18 protein-coding genes are annotated in these 18,356 nt (G+C 59.9%); 12 read left to right on the top strand and 6 right to left on the bottom strand.

Features of this window, described 5'->3' with window-relative positions; translation table 11 throughout:
- Position 1: 1 nt before the first annotated feature.
- Entirely contained in the window at positions 2 to 169 is a 168-nt protein-coding gene (locus EJA72_RS11360) for a DUF2897 family protein (RefSeq protein ID WP_081744012.1), read from the top strand.
- 63 nt (positions 170 to 232) lie between these two features.
- On the opposite strand, the gene EJA72_RS11355 is transcribed toward EJA72_RS11360, so the two are convergent.
- The 3 genes from EJA72_RS11355 to EJA72_RS11345 all read right to left on the bottom strand — a co-directional run bounded on the left by EJA72_RS11355 (position 233) and on the right by EJA72_RS11345 (position 2,849).
- Positions 233 to 1,237 (bottom strand): GNAT family N-acetyltransferase, encoded by a 1,005-nt coding sequence (locus tag EJA72_RS11355; protein WP_157711540.1) that lies wholly within the window; start codon positions 1,235 to 1,237, stop codon positions 233 to 235.
- A 100-nt stretch (positions 1,238 to 1,337) separates the two neighbouring features.
- Complete coding sequence (locus EJA72_RS11350; RefSeq protein WP_157711539.1) at positions 1,338 to 2,132, bottom strand: ABC transporter substrate-binding protein; 795 nt, start codon at positions 2,130 to 2,132, stop codon at positions 1,338 to 1,340.
- Positions 2,133 to 2,225: 93 nt separating this feature from the next.
- Positions 2,226 to 2,849, bottom strand: a complete 624-nt coding sequence (locus EJA72_RS11345; protein ID WP_372240700.1) for a TetR/AcrR family transcriptional regulator — start codon at positions 2,847 to 2,849, stop codon at positions 2,226 to 2,228.
- A 190-nt stretch (positions 2,850 to 3,039) separates the two neighbouring features.
- Between EJA72_RS11345 and EJA72_RS11340 the strand changes: the two genes are divergently transcribed.
- From EJA72_RS11340 to EJA72_RS11305, 8 genes are all read left to right on the top strand, one after another.
- Complete coding sequence (locus EJA72_RS11340) at positions 3,040 to 4,830, top strand: acyclic terpene utilization AtuA family protein (RefSeq protein ID WP_178129313.1); 1,791 nt, start codon at positions 3,040 to 3,042, stop codon at positions 4,828 to 4,830.
- Between the two features lie 12 nt (positions 4,831 to 4,842).
- Positions 4,843 to 5,718, top strand: coding sequence for an SDR family oxidoreductase (locus EJA72_RS11335; RefSeq protein ID WP_178129287.1), 876 nt, complete (start codon positions 4,843 to 4,845; stop codon positions 5,716 to 5,718).
- 3 nt (positions 5,719 to 5,721) lie between these two features.
- The gene (atuC, locus tag EJA72_RS11330; RefSeq protein WP_157711537.1) at positions 5,722 to 7,338 is read left to right on the top strand and encodes a geranyl-CoA carboxylase subunit beta; all 1,617 of its coding nucleotides are present in this window, start codon (positions 5,722 to 5,724) and stop codon (positions 7,336 to 7,338) included.
- 23 nt (positions 7,339 to 7,361) lie between these two features.
- A complete protein-coding gene (gene atuD, locus EJA72_RS11325; RefSeq protein WP_157711536.1) occupies positions 7,362 to 8,519 on the top strand; it encodes a citronellyl-CoA dehydrogenase in 1,158 nt (385 codons plus the stop codon).
- The gene (locus EJA72_RS11320; RefSeq protein WP_157711535.1) at positions 8,516 to 9,313 is read left to right on the top strand and encodes an enoyl-CoA hydratase/isomerase family protein; all 798 of its coding nucleotides are present in this window, start codon (positions 8,516 to 8,518) and stop codon (positions 9,311 to 9,313) included. The genes atuD and EJA72_RS11320 overlap by 4 nt, the downstream gene beginning before the upstream one ends.
- 96 nt (positions 9,314 to 9,409) lie before the next feature.
- On the top strand, positions 9,410 to 11,371 hold the full coding sequence (locus EJA72_RS11315) for an acetyl/propionyl/methylcrotonyl-CoA carboxylase subunit alpha (protein ID WP_157711534.1): 1,962 nt from the start codon (positions 9,410 to 9,412) through the stop codon (positions 11,369 to 11,371).
- Positions 11,372 to 11,442: 71 nt separating this feature from the next.
- A complete protein-coding gene (locus tag EJA72_RS11310) occupies positions 11,443 to 11,994 on the top strand; it encodes an exonuclease domain-containing protein (protein WP_157711533.1) in 552 nt (183 codons plus the stop codon).
- 61 nt (positions 11,995 to 12,055) lie between these two features.
- Positions 12,056 to 12,340 carry a pyrimidine/purine nucleoside phosphorylase gene (locus EJA72_RS11305; RefSeq protein ID WP_010461229.1) on the top strand — a complete coding sequence of 95 codons (285 nt, stop codon included), beginning with the start codon at positions 12,056 to 12,058 and terminating at the stop codon, positions 12,338 to 12,340.
- Between the two features lie 67 nt (positions 12,341 to 12,407).
- On the opposite strand, the gene EJA72_RS11300 is transcribed toward EJA72_RS11305, so the two are convergent.
- Both EJA72_RS11300 and EJA72_RS11295 read right to left on the bottom strand, forming a co-directional pair.
- Positions 12,408 to 13,214: an MOSC domain-containing protein gene (locus EJA72_RS11300; protein ID WP_157711532.1), complete on the bottom strand. Its 807-nt coding sequence runs from the start codon at positions 13,212 to 13,214 to the stop codon at positions 12,408 to 12,410.
- Positions 13,215 to 13,337: 123 nt separating this feature from the next.
- Positions 13,338 to 14,273, bottom strand: coding sequence for a chemotaxis protein CheV (locus EJA72_RS11295; protein WP_157711531.1), 936 nt, complete (start codon positions 14,271 to 14,273; stop codon positions 13,338 to 13,340).
- A gap of 462 nt (positions 14,274 to 14,735) precedes the next feature.
- Here EJA72_RS11295 and EJA72_RS11290 point away from each other — a divergent pair, with 462 nt between their 5' ends.
- The 3 genes from EJA72_RS11290 (at position 14,736) to EJA72_RS11280 (ending at position 17,249) form a co-directional block, all read left to right on the top strand.
- Entirely contained in the window at positions 14,736 to 15,206 is a 471-nt protein-coding gene (locus EJA72_RS11290) for a hypothetical protein (RefSeq protein ID WP_157711530.1), read from the top strand.
- Positions 15,207 to 15,702: 496 nt separating this feature from the next.
- Positions 15,703 to 16,596, top strand: coding sequence for a sensor histidine kinase (locus tag EJA72_RS11285; protein WP_157711658.1), 894 nt, complete (start codon positions 15,703 to 15,705; stop codon positions 16,594 to 16,596).
- Positions 16,593 to 17,249, top strand: a complete 657-nt coding sequence (locus EJA72_RS11280; RefSeq protein WP_157711529.1) for a response regulator transcription factor — start codon at positions 16,593 to 16,595, stop codon at positions 17,247 to 17,249. The genes EJA72_RS11285 and EJA72_RS11280 overlap by 4 nt, the downstream gene beginning before the upstream one ends.
- On the opposite strand, the gene yegS is transcribed toward EJA72_RS11280, so the two are convergent.
- Positions 17,233 to 18,150: a lipid kinase YegS gene (yegS, locus tag EJA72_RS11275; protein ID WP_157711528.1), complete on the bottom strand. Its 918-nt coding sequence runs from the start codon at positions 18,148 to 18,150 to the stop codon at positions 17,233 to 17,235. The genes EJA72_RS11280 and yegS overlap by 17 nt on opposite strands.
- Positions 18,151 to 18,356: the final 206 nt, after the last annotated feature.

The raw sequence follows: 18,356 nt of genomic DNA, 5'->3' as shown, positions 1-18,356 counted from the left end.
TATGCCCTGGTATGCCTGGTTGATTCTGGTCGTTGCAATCGGCTCGATCGTTGGCGGTTTGATGATGTTGCGTGACACCGCCACCAAGGTCGATCTGACCGAAGAGCAACGTAAACGCGTCGCCGAACGCAATGCGGAAATGGACGCCAAGGAAGCGCAGGACCGCTGACTGAAAAAAATCGTCCGAAGGCCTGAACGGTCGTCGGACGATTTTTTGCATTTCAGCGCCGGCTCAGGCCAGCGAACACCGATCAAAAAACCGCTCGCGCCCCAGCGCCATCAAGGCTGCGCGCTTGTGCGGAAAGTCGAACTCTTTCTCACAGTAGAACCTTTGCTGTTCCATGTAGCCGATCATCTTCGCGTTGTCGGCGCGCGGCTCGGCGACCACCCGTTGCGTACGTGGATCATCCAGAAACAGGTAATGCACCAACGCCGATAACCAGCTCGCGACCTTGTGCGGGCCACGATGACTTTCCTCCCCCACCAGCATGTGAATGCCACGGTCGTAATCACCCGCGTCGTAGAATGGCGCGATACGATCTTCCTTGGCCCAATACGCTTCGAAATACGCAAACGGCTGATCGTCGAAACAACCGATGAGTGTCAGGGTGTGAGGGTCAGCTTCGAGTTTGTCCAGGTAGGCGCGATGCTGTTCCAGACTGCCCTCCTCCTGCCAGAAACTGGCCACCCGCGCGCTGTTCTGCCAGCGGTTGAAACGGGCCAGGTCTTCATCGATCTCCAGCGTGCGCAGGGAAATCCACGCGCCGAGGCGAGCATCGAAACGCCGGTACACCTCGCCCTTTGGTTTCACTGGCCGTAACGGATGACGCTTGCCGTTGCTGATGACCATTTGTTGTGGATAACTCGCTGTCGGTGACGTGCCCAGCCAAGGTTGAGGCAACTGCCAGAACAGCGTTCGTTCGCAGCGATACTGGCCGGCACTGTCGGTGGCGATCAGCAATCCGCTAAGCAGCGCATCGGTCGGAGTTTCGTCGAGCTGCCAGGTCAGCCGCTGGCAGGCAGGGTCCCGGGCAAACAGCCAATAACACGCCACCGAGATGGGATGGCTGCCATAGCCGCCGTCCATGTGCACTTGCAACTCGGGCTCGCGGGTCAGGCGCAGTTGAATCAGCGGCTGCCCTTCAAGGCTCAGGCTCAAGCGGTTTTCAGTTTCATCAGCTACAAGAAAGCCGCCTGTGGGTAAGGCCAGGGCAGTCAGGTCATTCAGATTGGACATGGGTCGGGCTCACGGTAATCGTCGACGGTTCAACGAGGTGACGTGAGCCAGTGCCGGAAATTTAAGAGAAGTGGGTAACGACGCGACCTACGGCGTGTGCTCAGCTGCCCGGCACCGCGACCAGGTCGATCTTGTAGGGACTGAAAATCTTCAGCATCTGGCCATTGTCCCGCAACCCTTGCAGCAACTGCCCGAAGGCCTCGCCGCTGATCGGTGCAGCCGGGCGCAGGATGGCGTAGTGGTGATAGACCTGATCGACACGCTCGGACACCAGCAGCTGATCGGCGACTTTGTCGTTGCGCAGGAAGTAATCGCTCAGGTAGGAGCGCGTGACCAACGCAACATCTGCACGCCCGCGCAGCACCATCAGCAAATTACTGTCATGGGAGTACGTCAGCGTGGCGTTGTAGTTCTTCGCGAGAAATGTCGGGTCGGCATTGAAGCTGGCGAACTCATAGTGATAGCCGCTGAACAGCGCCAGGCGCTTGCCGGCCAGTTCGGCAAAATAACCCTGCTCGCGACCCGGCAAGCGCTGCGCGACAAAAATCTCGGCGTCTTCCAGGCCCATGTCGACGCTGGTGTGGGGAATGTCTTTCCAGCCCCAGTCCGGGTTTTCGAAAATCGCCATGTCGACCCGGCCCTGCTTGAAATCCCCGAAGCGACGGGGAATCGAGGTGGGCACCAACACGAACTGATAGGTGGTTTGCGAGGCATTGAGTGCCTGAACCAGCTGCGGCAGCAAACCGGTATCGGCGCCGGATTCCGGGCGCACGGTATAAGGCGGAAAATGTGCAGCACCGATCCGCACCAGCTGTGCGGCCTGGGACGGTATGACCCAGAGCACTGCAAGCGCTGCCAGCAAAAACCGCGAAGCCATCCGAATTGGCGAAGACATCAAAACAACCCACTCCCCGAAAATTACGCGTCAATCCAATCAAGCCAGGCGTTTCGTCCACTTAGCCAGTTCCTGCCAGCCAAGACAAGCTTATTAGCGCTCTTCCAGCACCAGAATCAACGCCTCTTCGGCCAACTGTTCAAGGCTCATGCTGCCACCGGCGCGAAACCAGGTCGTGGTCCAGGACAATGCACCGGTCAGAAAGCGGCGGGTGACGAACACATCGCCACGGATAAAACCGGCGCTCTTGGCCTCGCCCAGCACCTGCAGCCAGAGGTCTTCATAAATGTCGCGCAACGCCAACACCTTGGCCTGTCCGTCTTCGGACAGCGAACGCCATTCGTAGACCAGCACCGCCATGGCCTCGCCGCTGCCACCCATGATCGACTGTAATTCACAGCGAATCAGCGCGAGCACCCGTTCGCGCACGCTGGTGGATTCGGCCAGAGATGCGTGCATCAACGCGGTGTTGTAACGAATGGTCTCTTCCATCACCGCCCGCAGGATCTCGTCCTTGCTTTTGAAGTGATGAAAAATGCTGCCCGACTGAATGCCCACGGCGCCGGCCAGATCGCGCACGGTGGTGCGCTCGAAACCTTTGTTGCGAAACAGGTGAGCCGCTACTTGCAGCAATTTTCCACGGGCGCTGTCCGGGTCAGTCAATTGGCCGTTGGCGACCAGTTCGCGCATGACCTTCAGGGCTTTTTGCTCGTCCACCCGTTCTCTCCTACAGTCGATCAGTCGAATGCGCCTTTCACCGCCAAAACAGCGGGGTTTTGCGGGCAATTTAAGCTGGCAACGGCAACCAAGCAAGCGCTCGGGCAGAAGATATTTCTGTCGTTTACAAACCAAGCGCTTGCTTGGTAGTCTCGGGATACTTCTGTCGGAGGTGGCTATGGACAAGGCTGTGCCTGAAACGATCCGCATCGGTTGCGCCAGCGCGTTCTGGGGCGATACGTCGACTGCCGCCGCGCAACTGGTGGAAGGTGGGCGGCTGGATTATCTGGTATTCGACTATCTGGCCGAAATCACCCTGTCGATCATGGCCGGCGCACGGATGAAAGATCCTCAGGCCGGCTATGCGGGCGACTTCATCGAAGTCCTCAGTCCGTTGCTTAAGCAACTCGCCGAACAGAAGATTCGCGTGATCAGCAACGCCGGCGGGGTCAACCCGCAAGCCTGTGCCGCTGCCTTGCAAGCAGCCTGCGACCAGGCCGGGGTGGACTTGAAAATCGCCGTGCTGCTGGGCGATGACCTGCAGCCGCAGTTCAAACGGCTGGCCGGCCTTGGCCTGCATGAAATGTTCAGCGGCGCGCCGCTTCCGCCGCTGTGCGTCTCCACCAACGCCTACCTCGGTGCACCGGGCATTGTCGAAGCCCTGCGGCTGGGTGCGGACATTGTGATTACCGGGCGTGTCGTCGACAGCGCCGTGGTCAGCGCCGCGCTGGTGCACGAGTTTGGCTGGTCGTGGCACGACTACGACAAACTTGCCCAAGCGGCACTCGCCGGTCACATCATCGAATGTGGCGCCCAATGCACGGGGGGCAACTTCACCGATTGGCGCGACGTCCCCGACTACGAACACATTGGTTTTCCCATCGTTGAGGTCAGCACCGACAGCCAGTTCATCGTCAGCAAACCCGAAGGTTCCGGCGGGCTGGTGACGCCGCTGACGGTGGGCGAACAGATGCTCTATGAAATCGGTGACCCGCGCGCCTATCTGCTGCCCGACGTGGTCTGTGATTTCACTCAGGTCAAGCTGGTGCAACAAGGCAAGAACGCAGTTCGGGTGCATGGCGCAAAAGGGTTGCCACCGACCGATCAGTACAAGGTCAGCGCTACGTACCCGGACGGTTTCCGTTGCACCGCCAGTTGCCTGATCGCCGGCATCGATGCCGTCGACAAGGCCCGGCGAGTCAGCGAAGCCATCATCAACAAGACGTCGGAGATCTTCACCCGGCGCGGATGGGCGCCCTACAGCGAGGTCAACATCGAGCTGCTGGGCAGCGAAGCCACTTATGGTCCCCACGGCCAGCGCCGGGACAGCCGCGAAGTGGTGATCAAACTCGCCGTGCGCCATCCCAGCAAACAGGCACTGATTGTGTTCTCCCGGGAAATTGCCCAGGCCGCCACGGGCATGGCACCGGGGCTGACCGGTATTGTCGGTGGCCGGCCAACGGTTTATCCGCTGATCCGGCTGTTCTCGTTCCTGATCGACAAAACCGCCTGCACGCTGGAAATTGACTTCAGTGGCCAGCGCCACCCGTGCGCCCTGCCCGCCCTCGACGTGCTCGACACCGCCGATTTGCCCGTGCCGTTCGAACCGCCCAAACCCACCGGTCCGGCCGACGCCAGCGTGGCCCTGGTCAAGCTCGCGGTGGCGCGTTCCGGCGACAAGGGCAACCACAGCAACATGGGCGTCATCGCCCGCGATCCCGAATACCTGCCGTGGATCGCCGAAGCACTGACGCCGGAGGTGATCGTCGACTGGATGAGTCACGTCCTTGACCCGGTCCACGGACGAGTCGAACGCTGGTATTTGCCCGCCAGCCACAGCCTGAATTTTCTGCTGGAAAACGCCCTCGGTGGCGGTGGTGTGGCCAGCCTGCGGATTGACCCGCAAGGCAAAGCCTTTGCCCAGCAATTGCTGGAAATACAGATTCCGGTGCCCCAGCGCATCGCCGACCAGGTCAACTAGAGGACTGCCGCCGTGGCCTACGATTCGATTTTCAAAGCCGATTTGTTTGCGGGCCAAAACATCATCGTCACCGGTGGCGGCAGCGGCATCGGCCGTTGCACCGCCCACGAGCTCGCGGCCCTTGGCGCCCATGTGCTGCTGGTGGGACGCAACGCGGACAAACTGAAAACCGTCGCCCTGGAAATTGCCGAGGACGGCGGCCAGGCGGACTGGAAGACCTGTGACATTCGCGATGAAGACGCGGTCAAGCACCTAGTCGGCGAGTTGATTCGCAAGCACGGGCCGATTCACGGGCTGGTCAACAACGCTGGCGGGCAATACCCGTCGCCGCTGGCCTCGATCAATCAGAAGGGTTTCGAAACCGTGGTGCGCACCAATCTGGTGGGCGGTTTCCTGATGGCCCGGGAAGTGTTCAATCAATCCATGAGCAAGCACGGCGGCGCCATCGTCAACATGCTCGCCGACATGTGGGGCGGCATGCCGGGCATGGGCCACTCCGGCGCCGCGCGTTCAGGCATGGACAACCTGACCAAAACCGCCGCGTTCGAATGGGGTTACGCCGGGGTTCGGGTCAACGCCGTGGCGCCGGGCTGGGTCGCGTCCAGTGGCATGGACACGTACGAAGGCGCGTTCAAGGCCGTCATCCCGACCCTGCTCGAACATGTGCCACTGAAGCGCATCGGCACCGAATCGGAAGTCAGCGCGGCGATTGTTTTCCTGCTCAGCCCCGCCGCCGCGTTCGTCAGCGGCAGTACCTTGCGCATCGACGGTGCCGCAAGCCTAGGCGGCCGCGCCTGGCCGATTCACAAGGCGACGAACAGCGAGTCCTACAACGGCTTCCATCGCGCTTACTTACCAGAAGTGCTCAGGTCCAAGGACAAGGAATAAGCCATGCCGGTCATCCAGTCCCACATCGACCCGTTCAGCGAACAGTTCGCCCAGAATCGCGCGGCGATGCTGGCCGTCATCGAGCAAGTTCGTCAGCTCGAACAAAACCTGTTGGACAAGGCAGCCGAAGCCAAACCCAAATTTGAAAAGCGTGGGCAATTACTACCCCGCGAACGGCTCAATCTGTTGCTCGACCCCGGCGCACCGTTCCTTGAGCTCTCGAGCCTGGCCGGCTACAAACTGCACGACGACAAGGACGGCAGCTCGGCCGGTGGCGGGCTGATCGCCGGGATCGGTTATGTCAGCGGCGTGCGTGTGCTGGTGGTGGCGAATAACAGCGCGATCAAGGGCGGGACGATTTCCCCCAGCGGCCTGAAAAAGTCCCTGCGCCTGCAACAGATCGCCATGGAAAACAAACTGCCGGTGATCACCCTCGCGGAAAGCGGGGGCGCCAACCTCAATTATGCCGCGGAGATTTTCGTCGAAGGCGCGCGCAGTTTTGCCAATCAGGCGCGCATGTCGGCCATGGGGTTGCCGCAGATTACCGTGGTCCACGGCTCTGCCACAGCGGGCGGTGCTTATCAGCCGGGGCTGTCGGATTACGTGGTGGTGGTGCGTGGCAAGGCCAAACTGTTTCTCGCCGGGCCGCCATTGCTCAAGGCCGCGACCGGCGAAGTGGCCACCGACGAAGAACTGGGCGGCGCCGAGATGCATGCGCAAACCGCCGGCACTGCCGAGTACCTGGCCGAGAACGATGCCGACGGGGTCCGACAGGTGCGCGAAATCGTCAGCCTGCTGCCGTGGAACGATCAGTTGCAGTGGCTACCCGAGCGCCATTGGGATGAACCGCTCTACCCCATCGACGAGCTGCTGGGACTGATCCCGGACGACCCGAAAAAACCCTACGACGTGCGCGAAATCATCGCGCGGATCGCCGACGGTTCGAACTTTCTCGAGTTCAAGGGCGAGTTCGATCAGCAGACGGTTTGTGGCCATCTGCAGATCGAGGGTCGCGCCTGTGGCTTCATCGGCAATAACGGCCCGATCACGCCCAAGGGCGCGAGTAAAGCCGCGCAGTTCATCCAGCTGTGCGACCAGAGCCAGACCCCCCTGCTGTTCTTTCACAACACCACGGGGTTCATGGTTGGCACCGAGTCGGAGCAGCAAGGCGTGATCAAGCACGGCGCCAAGATGATCCAGGCCGTGGCCAATGCCCGTGTGCCCAAACTGACCATCGTCGTCGGCGGCTCCTATGGCGCCGGCAACTACGCGATGTGTGGCCGCGGCCTCGACCCGCGTTTCATCTTCGCCTGGCCGAACAGCCGCACCGCAGTGATGGGCGGCGCCCAGGCCGGCAAGGTCTTGCGAATCGTCACCGAAGCCAAACAGCTCAAGGACGGCCTGGTGCCGGACCCGAAAATGCTCGACATGCTGGAGCAGGTCACCGCGCAGAAACTCGACAGCCAGTCCACCGCGCTCTACGGCAGCGCCAGTTTGTGGGACGACGGGCTGATCGACCCTCGCGATACCCGGACCTTGCTCGGCTACTTGCTGGATATCTGTCATGAGGCCGACGTGCGGCCGCTGCACACCAACAGTTTTGGCGTAGCCCGCTTCTAAGGGCGAACAGGAGAACAATAAAAATGATCTTCACCCAGGAACATGAAGCGCTGCGTCGTACCGTCCGCCAGTTCGTCGATCACGAGATCAACCCGCACGTCGATGAGTGGGAAAAAGCCGGGCGTTTTCCGATCCATGAGATCTTTCGCAAGGCCGGCGAGCTGGGCCTCTTGGGGATTTCGAAACCGGAAAAGTTCGGTGGAATGGGGCTGGACTACAGCTATTCGATTGTCGCCGCCGAGGAGTTCGGCACCATCCATTGTGGCGGGATTCCGATGTCCATCGGCGTGCAAACCGACATGTGCACCCCGGCGCTGGCGCGCTTCGGCTCCGATGAATTGCGCGACGAGTTCCTGCGTCCGGCGATCACCGGCGAACAGGTCGGGTGCATCGGCGTCTCCGAGGTCGGTGCCGGTTCCGATGTGGCCGGGTTGAAAACCAGCGCCCGCAAGGAGGGCGACGATTATGTGATCAATGGCAGCAAGATGTGGATCACCAACTCGCCCTGCGCCGATTTCATCTGCTTGCTGGCCAATACCTCGGACGACAAACCGCACATCAACAAGTCGCTGATCATGGTGCCGATGAACACCCCCGGGATCAGCCTCAGCTCGCACCTCGACAAACTCGGCATGCGCAGTTCGGAAACCGCCCAGGTGTTTTTCGACAACGTGCGCGTGCCGCAACGCAATCGCATCGGCCATGAAGGCGCGGGGTTCATGATGCAGATGCTGCAGTTCCAGGAGGAACGCCTGTTCGGCGCGGCGAACATGATCAAGGGCCTGGAATATTGCGTCGACAGCACCATCGAGTACTGCAAGGAGCGCAAGACTTTCGGCAATGCCCTGATCGACAATCAGGTCATCCATTTCCGCCTGGCCGAACTGCAAACCGAAATCGAATGCCTGCGGGCGCTGGTCTATCAGGCCACCGAGCAGTACGTCAAAGGCCAGGACGTCACTCGACTGGCGTCCATGGCCAAACTCAAGGCCGGGCGCCTGGGCCGCGAAGTCAGTGACAGTTGCCTGCAATATTGGGGCGGCATGGGCTTCATGTGGGACAACCCGGTAGCCCGGGCCTATCGCGATGTGCGGCTGGTGTCGATCGGCGGTGGCGCCGACGAAATCATGCTGGGAATCATCTGCAAACTTATGGGCATCCTGCCGGGGAAAAAGAAATGAGCGCCCTGCCCGTTTGCCAGACTTTGCTGCTCGAAGCGCATAACGGCGTGCTGCACATCACCCTCAATCGCCCGGAAAGCCGCAATGCCATGAGCCTGCTGATGGTCGCCGAACTGCGCGCGGTGTTGTTGGCCGTGCGCGACGACCGCGAGATTCGCGCGCTGGTCATTGGCGGTGCCGGCGGGCATTTCTGCGCCGGTGGCGACATCAAGGACATGGCCAATGCCCGCGCCCAAGGTGCCTCGGCATACCGCGATTTGAATCGAACGTTCGGCGCGCTGCTACAAGAAGTACAGCACGCGCCGCAAGTGGTGATCACGGTGCTGCAAGGCGCGGTGCTCGGCGGCGGCTTGGGCCTGGCCTGCGTCAGCGATGTCGCCCTGGCGGATCATCAGGCGCAATTCGGTCTGCCGGAAACCAGCCTTGGCGTGTTGCCCGCCCAGATCGCACCGTTCGTGGTGCAGCGCATCGGGCTGACTCAAGCCCGGCGACTGGCCCTGACTGCGGCCCGGTTCGATGGCACACAGGCGCGGCGTATGGGGCTGGTGCATTTTGTCGAGCACGACGCGCAAGCGTTGGCCGAGCGGCTCGATGAGGTGTTGGCGCATGTGCTGTGTTGCGCGCCGGAGGCGAATGCGGTGACTAAAAAACTGTTGCTGGCGAGTGCCGGACAGCCTTCCGGAGCGCTATTGGATGAGGCGGCCGAGTGGTTCAGCGAAGCGGTGACCGGGGCCGAAGGGATAGAGGGGACGATGGCTTTCGTGCAGAAGCGCAAACCCGGTTGGGCCCCTTGAACGCCTCGCGGGCAAGTCGGGTCGCCTAACCCCTGTGGGAGCGAGCTTGCTCGCGATAAGGCCATCACATTCACCGCAAAACCAAGGAAATAAACCATGCCCGCCCTCAAGAAAATCCTGATCGCCAACCGCGGTGAAATCGCCTGTCGCATCCAGCGCACCGCCCAGGCGCTGGGCTATCGCACCGTGGCCGTCTTCAGCGAAGCCGACGCCGATGCCCTTCACGTGCGCATGGCCGACGAGGCCGTGGCTATCGGCCCGGCCCCGGTGCAGCTGTCTTACCTGAACATCCCGGCCATCATCGACGCCGCCCGACGCACCGGCGCCGACGCGATTCATCCGGGTTACGGATTCCTCTCGGAAAACGCCGAATTCGCACTGGCCTGCCAAGCCGCTGGCATCACCTTCATCGGCCCCAGCCCCGAAGCCATCGAACTGATGGGCAGCAAACGCCTGTCGAAACTCGCCATGATCAAGGCCGGTGTGCCGTGCATCAAAGGCTATCAAGGCGCTGAGCAGGACGATGCGACACTGAGCCGTGAAGCCGAACGCATCGGCTACCCGCTGATGATCAAGGCAAGCGCCGGCGGTGGCGGGCGCGGCATGAGACTGGTGCACCAGGCCAACGATCTGTTGTCGCAGATTCGTACCGCACGGTCCGAAGCCTTGCATGGGTTTGGCAGCGACGAGCTGATCCTTGAACAGGCATTGGTCGATCCGCGTCACGTCGAAATCCAGCTGTTCGGTGACCAGCAAGGTCACCTGATCTACCTCGGCGAGCGCGATTGCTCGATCCAGCGTCGTCATCAGAAAGTCATCGAGGAAGCGCCGTGCCCGGTGATGACCGACGAACTGCGCCAGGCCATGGGCGAAGCAGCGCTGAAGGCCGGACGAGCAGTGAATTACGTCGGCGCCGGGACCGTGGAGTTCTTGCTGGATGCGAACGGGCAGTTCTATTTTCTGGAAATGAACACCCGGTTGCAGGTGGAGCACCCGGTGACCGAACTGATCACCGGGCTTGACCTGGTGGCGTGGCAGCTTCACGTCGCCGAAGGCCTACCACTGCCGTTGCAACAGGATCAGGTGCAGTTGAACGGGCATGCCATGGAGGTACGTCTGTACGCCGAAGACCCGGCCCAGGGCTTTCTGCCCCAGACCGGGCACATCAGCGCCTGGGAGCCCGCGCTGCAGGCCGGCATACGCATCGACCATGGCTTGATCGAAGGTCAGGCCATCAGTCCGTTCTATGACCCGCTGCTGGGCAAGCTCATCGCGCATGGCGCCACTCGCGAAGAAGCGCGACGCAAGCTGTTGCGAGCCGTGCAGGACAGCGTTCTGCTGGGCATCCAGAGCAATCAGCCGTTGCTGGCCGGTTTGCTGGAACACCCACAGTTCATCAGCGGCGAGTTCAGCACCGGGTTCATCCCCACTCATTTCGCCGACCATCACTGCCTCGCCCCGCATATACCCAGCGCAGAAGAACTGGCCATTGCAGCAGCGCTGTTTTATCAAGCCTCGGCGCAGGCTTACCGAGCGCCCCGCGCCGGTTGGCGCAACAACGCCAGCGTGCCGTTGACCTATCGCATCGGCCGGGAGGATCAGGATTGGCCAGTGGAACTGAACGCGGTGCCGGGCGAGCCGTATCGGATTCAGGTCGGTACGCGGACGCTTGAGTTACAGGTCATTCAAAGCGATGGTCAACGGGCGACCCTGATGATCGACGGCATCCGTCGCTGTCATGCCTATCGCCTGGAAGCCGGGCAGCTCTGGCTGTTCACCGGCCCTGGCAGCCTGCGCCTGGTGGATCGCACACACGCCTTGGTCAGCACCCAGGCGGGGGTCAGCTCCGGCACGCTTAAAGCGCCGATGGACGGGGCCATCGTCGACGTCCTGGTCAGTGAGGGCAGCCTGGTCACCAAGGGCCAGCTATTGGTGGTACTCGAAGCGATGAAAATGGAGCATCCGCTCAAGTCAGGCATCGACGGCGTGCTCAAGCGCTTGCAGGTACAGGTCGGCGATCAGGTAAAAAATCGTCAGATTTTGTTGGAGGTCGAATAAGGCGCTAGGCGGATCCCTCGGGTTTGGCTACGCTCAAGCGCTATCAGGACGCGGATACCAGGAAACCTGCGATGCCTCATTGGCTGGTCATTGATCTGGAAGCCACCACCGATGAGGGTGGCTGGCCAGTAACGGAAATGGAAATCATCGAAATCGGCGCCACCCTGGTGGACCGCAAGGGTCGGGAACTGGATCATTTCCAGCGTTTCGTACGCCCGCTGCGCCGACCACTGCTGACCCCGTTTTGCCGGGAACTGACGCACATCACCCAAGCCAATATCGACGCTGCACAGCCTCTGATCGAGGTCTGGGCGATCTTCGAGCGCTGGCTGGGCCATCATCATTCGCGCCTGGAAGGCTGGGCCAGTTGGGGCGACTACGATCGCAAACAGCTGCTGCAGGAATGGCAGAGCCTGCAACTCGACAGCCAGCTCAGCCGGGTGCCCCACATGAACCTCAAGCAGCGCTTTGCCAAGGCTCGACGGCTGGAACGCCCGCTGGGGCTCAACGGCGCGCTGCAACTGGCCGGCATGCAATTCACCGGACAACAACACCGGGCGCTGGAAGATGCGCGCAATACCGCACGCTTGCTGCCATTGATTCTCCCTCCTCTGGACAGGTGACGACGCAGAAGCCCTTGTGCATACTGGCCGGCCCTTTTTAGCCCTTTTCGAGGAATCGCCCATGTTTAAAGTCAACGAGTACTTCGACGGCACCGTCAAGTCGATCGCCTTTGGCACCGCTGAAGGTCCTGCGACCATTGGCGTCATGGCTCCGGGCGAATACGAATTCGGCACCAGCCAGCGTGAAATCATGCACGTGGTGACCGGCGCCCTGACCGTCAAGCTGCCAGACAGCACCGACTGGGAAACTTTCGCCGCCGGCAGCCAGTTCAACGTACCGGCCAACAGCAAGTTCCAGCTGAAAGTAGCCGTCGATACGGCTTACCTGTGCGAATACCGCGGCTAAAACCCCGGGTTTCACAGCAAAAAAATGCCCGTGTCCTGCGATACGGGCATTTTTCATTCCGGGGCGTTTATTCGAGGATCGTGACAGGCATGCCGACTTCGAGTTGGCCATTGCTGTCGTTGACCAGATTCTGGCCGAACATCGCGCCGTCTTCCTCGGCACGGTATTTCTGCAAGGTCGCCAGAGGTTCGCGATCGTCGCTACGCTGGCCGGTTTGCGGGTCGATGGTGGTCAGAATGCAGCGCGAGCACGGCTTGACCACCCGGAACTCGACATCGCCGATGCGGATGCGCTTCCAGCTATCTTCGGCATAGGCGTCACTGCCCTCGATCACCAGATTCGGCCGGAAACGCAACATTTCCAGCTCGCGGCCAACCTTCTGCGACAAATCTTCCAGTGACGCCTGCCCGATCAGCAACAACGGGTAGCCATCGGCGAACGCCACCTGGTCATCATCCTTGCCATAACCGGCCTCCGTCATGCGCGCGCGATCCAGCGGCACCTGGACGAGACGCGTCGGTTTGCCGATGAATTCACTGACCCAGGCGCCGGCCTCATCACCGGCATCCGGCACTCGCAAGCTGTCGCGCCAAATGGTCACGCCTCGCAGTTCGGCGTCGCCGGCAGGCAACGCGATGTCGATGGGCGAACGGCTCGGAGCGCTCAGGGTCAGGCCACCGCGTGCATTCCACAACGCGGACAGCTGGCTCATCTGCGCCACCGCACGCTGGGTCAGAAAGCGCCCGCTGGCCTCGTCCACCAGCATCCAGCGTCGGTCACCGTCGAGGCCCAGTTTGTCGAGGCCGACCTGTTGCAAGGTCTCGCCCTTGCCGGATTTCAACGGGTAACGATAAAGCGCGCTCAGACGCAGCATGGCCAGCTCCCTGGAGGGTAAAAACGCCACCCTATACGAGCTTGATCATTGAATCAAAGGCTGAAAATTGGCGACGGCAGTCCTTGTGGGAACAAGTCTGTTCCCACAAGGACTGTGTTGTTATCAGGCGGGTACTTCGTCGAGCATCAGGCGCTGGCGCACCACGTCGACAAGTTTGTCCGGCTGGAATTTGGAGAGGAAGTTGTCGCAGCCGACTTTCTTCACCATCGAATCGTTGAAGCTACCGGACAGCGATGTGTGCAACACGACGTAAAGACCACGCAGGCGCGGGTCGTTACGGATTTCGGTAGTGAGGCGATAGCCATCCATCTCCGGCATTTCCGCATCGGTGAAGACCATCAGCAATTTGTCGGTCATGGAAACGCCGCTGTCAGCCCAGCCCTTGAGCATGTTCAGCGCCTTCAAGCCATCGCTGGCAATGTGCATTTTCACGCCCAGCTGGCCCAGGGTGTCACGCAATTGCGCCAGGGCTACGTTCGAGTCGTCGACCAACAGCACTTCGCGGCCACGAGCACGTTCCAGCACCGGGTCTTCAAGTTTTTCGCGGGATACCTTGGCGCTGTACGGGACAATTTCGGCCAGGACTTTCTCGACGTCGATGATTTCCACCAACTGGTCGTCGACCTTGCTGATGGCGGTCAGGTAATGCTGGCGACCAGCGCTGGTCGGCGGTGGCAGAATGGCTTCCCAGTTCATGTTGACGATTCGGTCGACACCACCGACCAGGAACGCCTGCACCGACCGGTTGTATTCGGTGACGATGATCGTGCTGGTGGGGCTTGGCACCAACGGACGCATGCCGATGGCCTGGGACAAATCGATCACAGGCAAGGTCTGGCCACGCAGGTTGACCACGCCGCACACAAACGGATGGCGCTGAGGCATCAATGTCAGTTTCGGCAGTTGCAACACTTCTTGCACTTTGAAGACGTTGATCGCAAACAACTGGCGCCCGGCCAACCGGAACATGAGAATTTCCAGGCGATTCTCACCCACTAATTGCGTGCGTTGGTCTACTGTGTCGAGAATGCCGGCCATCAATGACTCCTGGGCTTTTACGGGTGAATTCATTAAAGGGAGTTATCGGCAGATTTCGCCGGACCTTGACCCCCGTACAAAATGCCCTGCACAGGCATTGATGTCACATTAACATCATGCTTTACTGGCGCGGTGATTACATCTGCAACATTTCCAGCGACGCGACCTCGGTTCGTTCGTTTGGTTCCCCTGTGTAAGGGATTCCCCTAGCATCAATCAGGAGCAGCCTGATATTCGCAATATCCAATAGCCATTAATGTGACGCCATTCTCATTGCATGAACGGAGTCAGGCTTTTGTGTGCGATCGCAGGTAAGTGGCCCTCCACCCTCTCGGTTTCCCATGCCTGCTTGCAGGCCGAACGAATCGCGATCTCACGACGAAACGGCACTGCCGGGACATTTCCTGTCTTCGTCGACACACACGGCGTTCCCTCATTTGACATGACGTTGTGGAGATAAGCATGCCGTACGACCATAAAGATTGGGCTCATCGGATCCCGGAGTTTCTCGTCGAGGCTGAAACACTCCTGGCCAAAACCGAGGAGTGCCTGAGTCATTTGCAATTGATCAGCAATGACAAAGATGCCATCGACTGCATGCTTAGCACCCTCCTGAAACTGGCCAGCAAGGCTGATGCACTGGCGTTGGCGGCCGTCTCGGAATTTTCCCTGCACATTCATGGTTTGTTGAATCAGGCCCAGAACCACATCGACCTGCACGACCAGGCCCTGGACGCATTGAAAGACTGCCTGACGCTGATCGCCTGGCAACTCGAACTCATCGATCAGACCACTGGCCAGCTCAGCCTCGACGACAGTGAACAGACATCACTGATCGAAGCCTTCGCCTTTCAGATCGGACAAAGCCAGTTTCAGCTTCCGGCCCCTTCCAAACCGTTCACCCTGATTTCCTACTCGGGACGGCGCGCTTAAAGACAACAGGCAACTATGCCTGTCGTGCCTGATATTTTTACTGCCATGAAAGCACGGTAACTTTGAGCGCATGTCGCAATTGAATAACTCATACCTGATAACGACAAGAACAGACAATTAACTAATTTTCGTCGACAACAGAAAGCCTTCCCTTTCCTAGGGTTTTGCCTGGTAATAAACCCAGGAAAAATCGACATCCCAAAACGATAAACACCCAACTTTTTCCATTGTGGAACTCTCGTCCAAAACTTCGTGTTTGCGCGCTTACAAACATATTAGCGAGCGCGACCAACGGTATCTGAAGTGGTATTATGCCGACCATTAGTTGACGTCAAATAATGGCAAAGTGACTGCAGCGTACAGCCCAACGGCGTTACAGACGGGGTGAACACTGACGTACGCCCCGCCGAAGTCAATGTATCAAACAACAAGACAGAGACCCGTCAGCCAGCATGGCCGGTCTGCCCGCAGCGAACATCCATTGGCTCCATCCGCTATGTACGCCAGCCTCAAGTCAATCACCCTTTGGCCACCCTCCCGAGAAAACGCACGCCGGTTCACGCTGGCGCTATGCACTGCTTCGGCGCTCGGCAGCCTGCTGGTTTACGGCTTTTCCACTCGCCTGCCGCTGCCGCTGCTGATGCTCAATGTGGCGGCTGTGGCGTGTGTCTGGGCGCAACATCGCCTGTCGCGCAAATCGATAAAATTTCAGCCTCAAGAGCTGGCCGACCGGCTGTTGGAAGTCCAGGAAAACGAACGTCATCGCCTCAGCCGAGAACTGCATGACGACATCGGCCAGTTGCTGACCGCGGCAAAACTTCAAAGTGAATGGCTCAAGCGCCGGATGCCCGACGAGCTTCAAGAGCAATGCGCGGTGCTCTGCGACACGCTGGAAGAGACCCTGACCAAAGTTCGTGATGTGTCGGCCATCCTCAATCCCCGACAGCTGACCAGCCTTGGACTCGAAGCGAGCCTGCGGGCGCATCTACTGAAGACCCTGGCGAATACGTCGGTGAACTGGAGCCTGGAATGTCATCAGCGATTGACCGGTATTCCAGAGGAAATGGCGGTCGCCGCCTTTCGAATCACCCAGGAAGCGGTGACCAATATCCTGCGCCATGCAGAAGCGAAAAATCTGCTGGTTCGCCTGCAACGCCTGCCCCGAGGCCTGACCCTGTTGATCAGCGATGACGGTTTGGGCTTTGAGCCCGAGACCGATCCCGGTCGTGCGGGGCAACGCGGAATGGCGGGTATGTCAGAACGGATCGATCAACTGGGTGGCACACTGAGTGTGACCAGCGAGCCGGGCAAAGGCACTCAAATCGAAGCCCTCTTTCCCTGGGCGCCCCGTGCGCTTGAACGGGCCAGTACGAATAAGGTTATGCATTGACTTGTAACTTACTTCTGGTGGATGACCACTCGCTGATCAGGGCTGGCGTACGCGCTCTGGTGCTGGATATTCCGGGGTACGCCGTCATTGGTGAGGCCAGCGATGGCTCGCAGCTTCTGGAAATGGTCGAGCAGCTGTCTCCGGACATCGTGCTGCTGGATATTTCCATGAAGGAAACCAGCGGCCTTGATGCATTGCAGCGGCTCAAGCGGGCTCGCCCGCAAAGCAAAGTGCTGATCCTTTCAATGCACACCGACCCCGCCCTCATCATGCAGGCACTGGAATCCGGCGCCCATGGCTACTTGCTCAAGGACACGACGGGCACCGAACTCGAACACGCCCTGGATGCCTTGCGCAATAACGAACGCTACCTGAGTCCGGCTATCGCCCATACCGTCATCAATCAGGCGCTGACTCGTAACCAGAAAAACCAGGCGCAAACCGATTCTCACAATCTGACAGCGCGCCAACTGGAAATCCTGCGGTTGATCGTTCGCGGAAAATCCACCCGGGAAATTGCCAATGGCCTGGGCCTGAGCATCAAGACGGTCGAAACCCATCGTTCACAGATCATGAAACGCTTGCAGATCTACGACGTGGCCGGCCTGGTGCTGTTCGCCGTGCGTGAGCAAATCATCAGCCTGGACGACTGACCGATCCGCGAACACTCAACAGAGGCGAATGTTCCGGCAAATGCACCCGCAGTGCTGCCGGACGGGCCGAGAAACGCAGGCTGTCACCTTCCAGCGGTTCACCGTCGAGGTTGATGAAGAGGCCTTCCGACACCTTGATCTCGACCCATGGCAAGCGCGCCCGCACAAACAGGTTGTCGATACCAAAGCCTTCGCTCAACAGGCTTTTCAACGTGCCGACCACTTCCTGCGGAGCCGGCAGAATGCTGATATCCAGAAGACCGTCGTCAGCCAGTGCCTGCGGGCACAACACATGCCCGCCCCCAGCTTGCCGTCCGTTGCCGATGCCCAATGCCAGGAGCTCGCCACTCCACTGAAAGTCAGGGCCATGCAACTCGCCGTAGGCGGCATGCAGTTCACTGAATCGGGATAGACCGGTAAACAGGTAAGCAGCCCCGCCAAGGACTTTTTTCAAATCCTCCGAGGTGTTTGCCGTGACCTGGCTGCCAAAACCGCCCGTGGCCATGTTCAGAAACACCTGCCCGCCCACTTCGCCCAAATCGATGGCACTCGGTGCAACATCGAGAAGATCCAGTGCCTGGGCAGGTTCAAGAGGCACACCGGCGGCGCGCGCGAAATCATTGGCGGTCCCCAGGGGCAACAGCACCAGGCTGGCCTGGGTCGAGTGATCAGCCATCGCCTCGGCGATATCGCGCAACGTGCCATCACCGCCGCCCGCGATGATCAGGCGATAACCTGATGCCAATGCTTCGTCCACCAGGCGCCGCGCATCACCTGCCTCCCAGGTCAATCGAACGGCCAATTCCCAACCTTGTTCGCGTTTGTCTTCTACAGCCGTACGAACTGCCTCGTTGAGCGCCTGCTTGCCATGCAAAATCAACAACGCCTTGTGTTCGCTCATGGTGGTCACTCCCCCTGATTGATTCCATATGGCAGATGTTGACCTCAGCGCCCCCCATAAAAGTCGCAAAAAATTGATTTATTTTATGTCCATCGGCCCTGCGCCCGAAGCACTTCGACTTTTCCTACAAAACATGAGGAATCGGCCCAATTGACCGCCTCGAGTGATTGGTACAACTTGGCGGTGCGGTTGATCATTCATTCAGC

Origin of the sequence: Pseudomonas sp. PB120 (genome assembly GCF_009761815.1) — a bacterium.
Lineage (GTDB): Bacteria > Pseudomonadota > Gammaproteobacteria > Pseudomonadales > Pseudomonadaceae > Aquipseudomonas.
This window is presented reverse-complemented; position numbering and strand designations above follow the sequence as displayed.

Bases quoted from the DNA above. Each gene is read 5' to 3' on its own strand.
- EJA72_RS11300 (WP_157711532.1), bottom strand. From the start codon at position 13,214: ATGCTGCGTCTGAGCGCGCTTTATCGTTACCCGTTGAAATCCGGCAAG.
- EJA72_RS11310 (WP_157711533.1), top strand. From the start codon at position 11,443: ATGCCTCATTGGCTGGTCATTGATCTGGAAGCCACCACCGATGAGGGT.
- EJA72_RS11320 (WP_157711535.1), top strand. From the start codon at position 8,516: ATGAGCGCCCTGCCCGTTTGCCAGACTTTGCTGCTCGAAGCGCATAAC.
- EJA72_RS11350 (WP_157711539.1), bottom strand. From the start codon at position 2,132: ATGTCTTCGCCAATTCGGATGGCTTCGCGGTTTTTGCTGGCAGCGCTT.
- EJA72_RS11290 (WP_157711530.1), top strand. From the start codon at position 14,736: ATGCCGTACGACCATAAAGATTGGGCTCATCGGATCCCGGAGTTTCTC.
- atuC (WP_157711537.1), top strand. From the start codon at position 5,722: ATGCCGGTCATCCAGTCCCACATCGACCCGTTCAGCGAACAGTTCGCC.
- EJA72_RS11295 (WP_157711531.1), bottom strand. From the start codon at position 14,273: ATGGCCGGCATTCTCGACACAGTAGACCAACGCACGCAATTAGTGGGT.
- atuD (WP_157711536.1), top strand. From the start codon at position 7,362: ATGATCTTCACCCAGGAACATGAAGCGCTGCGTCGTACCGTCCGCCAG.
- EJA72_RS11360 (WP_081744012.1), top strand. From the start codon at position 2: ATGCCCTGGTATGCCTGGTTGATTCTGGTCGTTGCAATCGGCTCGATC.
- EJA72_RS11305 (WP_010461229.1), top strand. From the start codon at position 12,056: ATGTTTAAAGTCAACGAGTACTTCGACGGCACCGTCAAGTCGATCGCC.
- EJA72_RS11315 (WP_157711534.1), top strand. From the start codon at position 9,410: ATGCCCGCCCTCAAGAAAATCCTGATCGCCAACCGCGGTGAAATCGCC.
- yegS (WP_157711528.1), bottom strand. From the start codon at position 18,150: ATGAGCGAACACAAGGCGTTGTTGATTTTGCATGGCAAGCAGGCGCTC.
- EJA72_RS11285 (WP_157711658.1), top strand. From the start codon at position 15,703: ATGTACGCCAGCCTCAAGTCAATCACCCTTTGGCCACCCTCCCGAGAA.
- EJA72_RS11355 (WP_157711540.1), bottom strand. From the start codon at position 1,237: ATGTCCAATCTGAATGACCTGACTGCCCTGGCCTTACCCACAGGCGGC.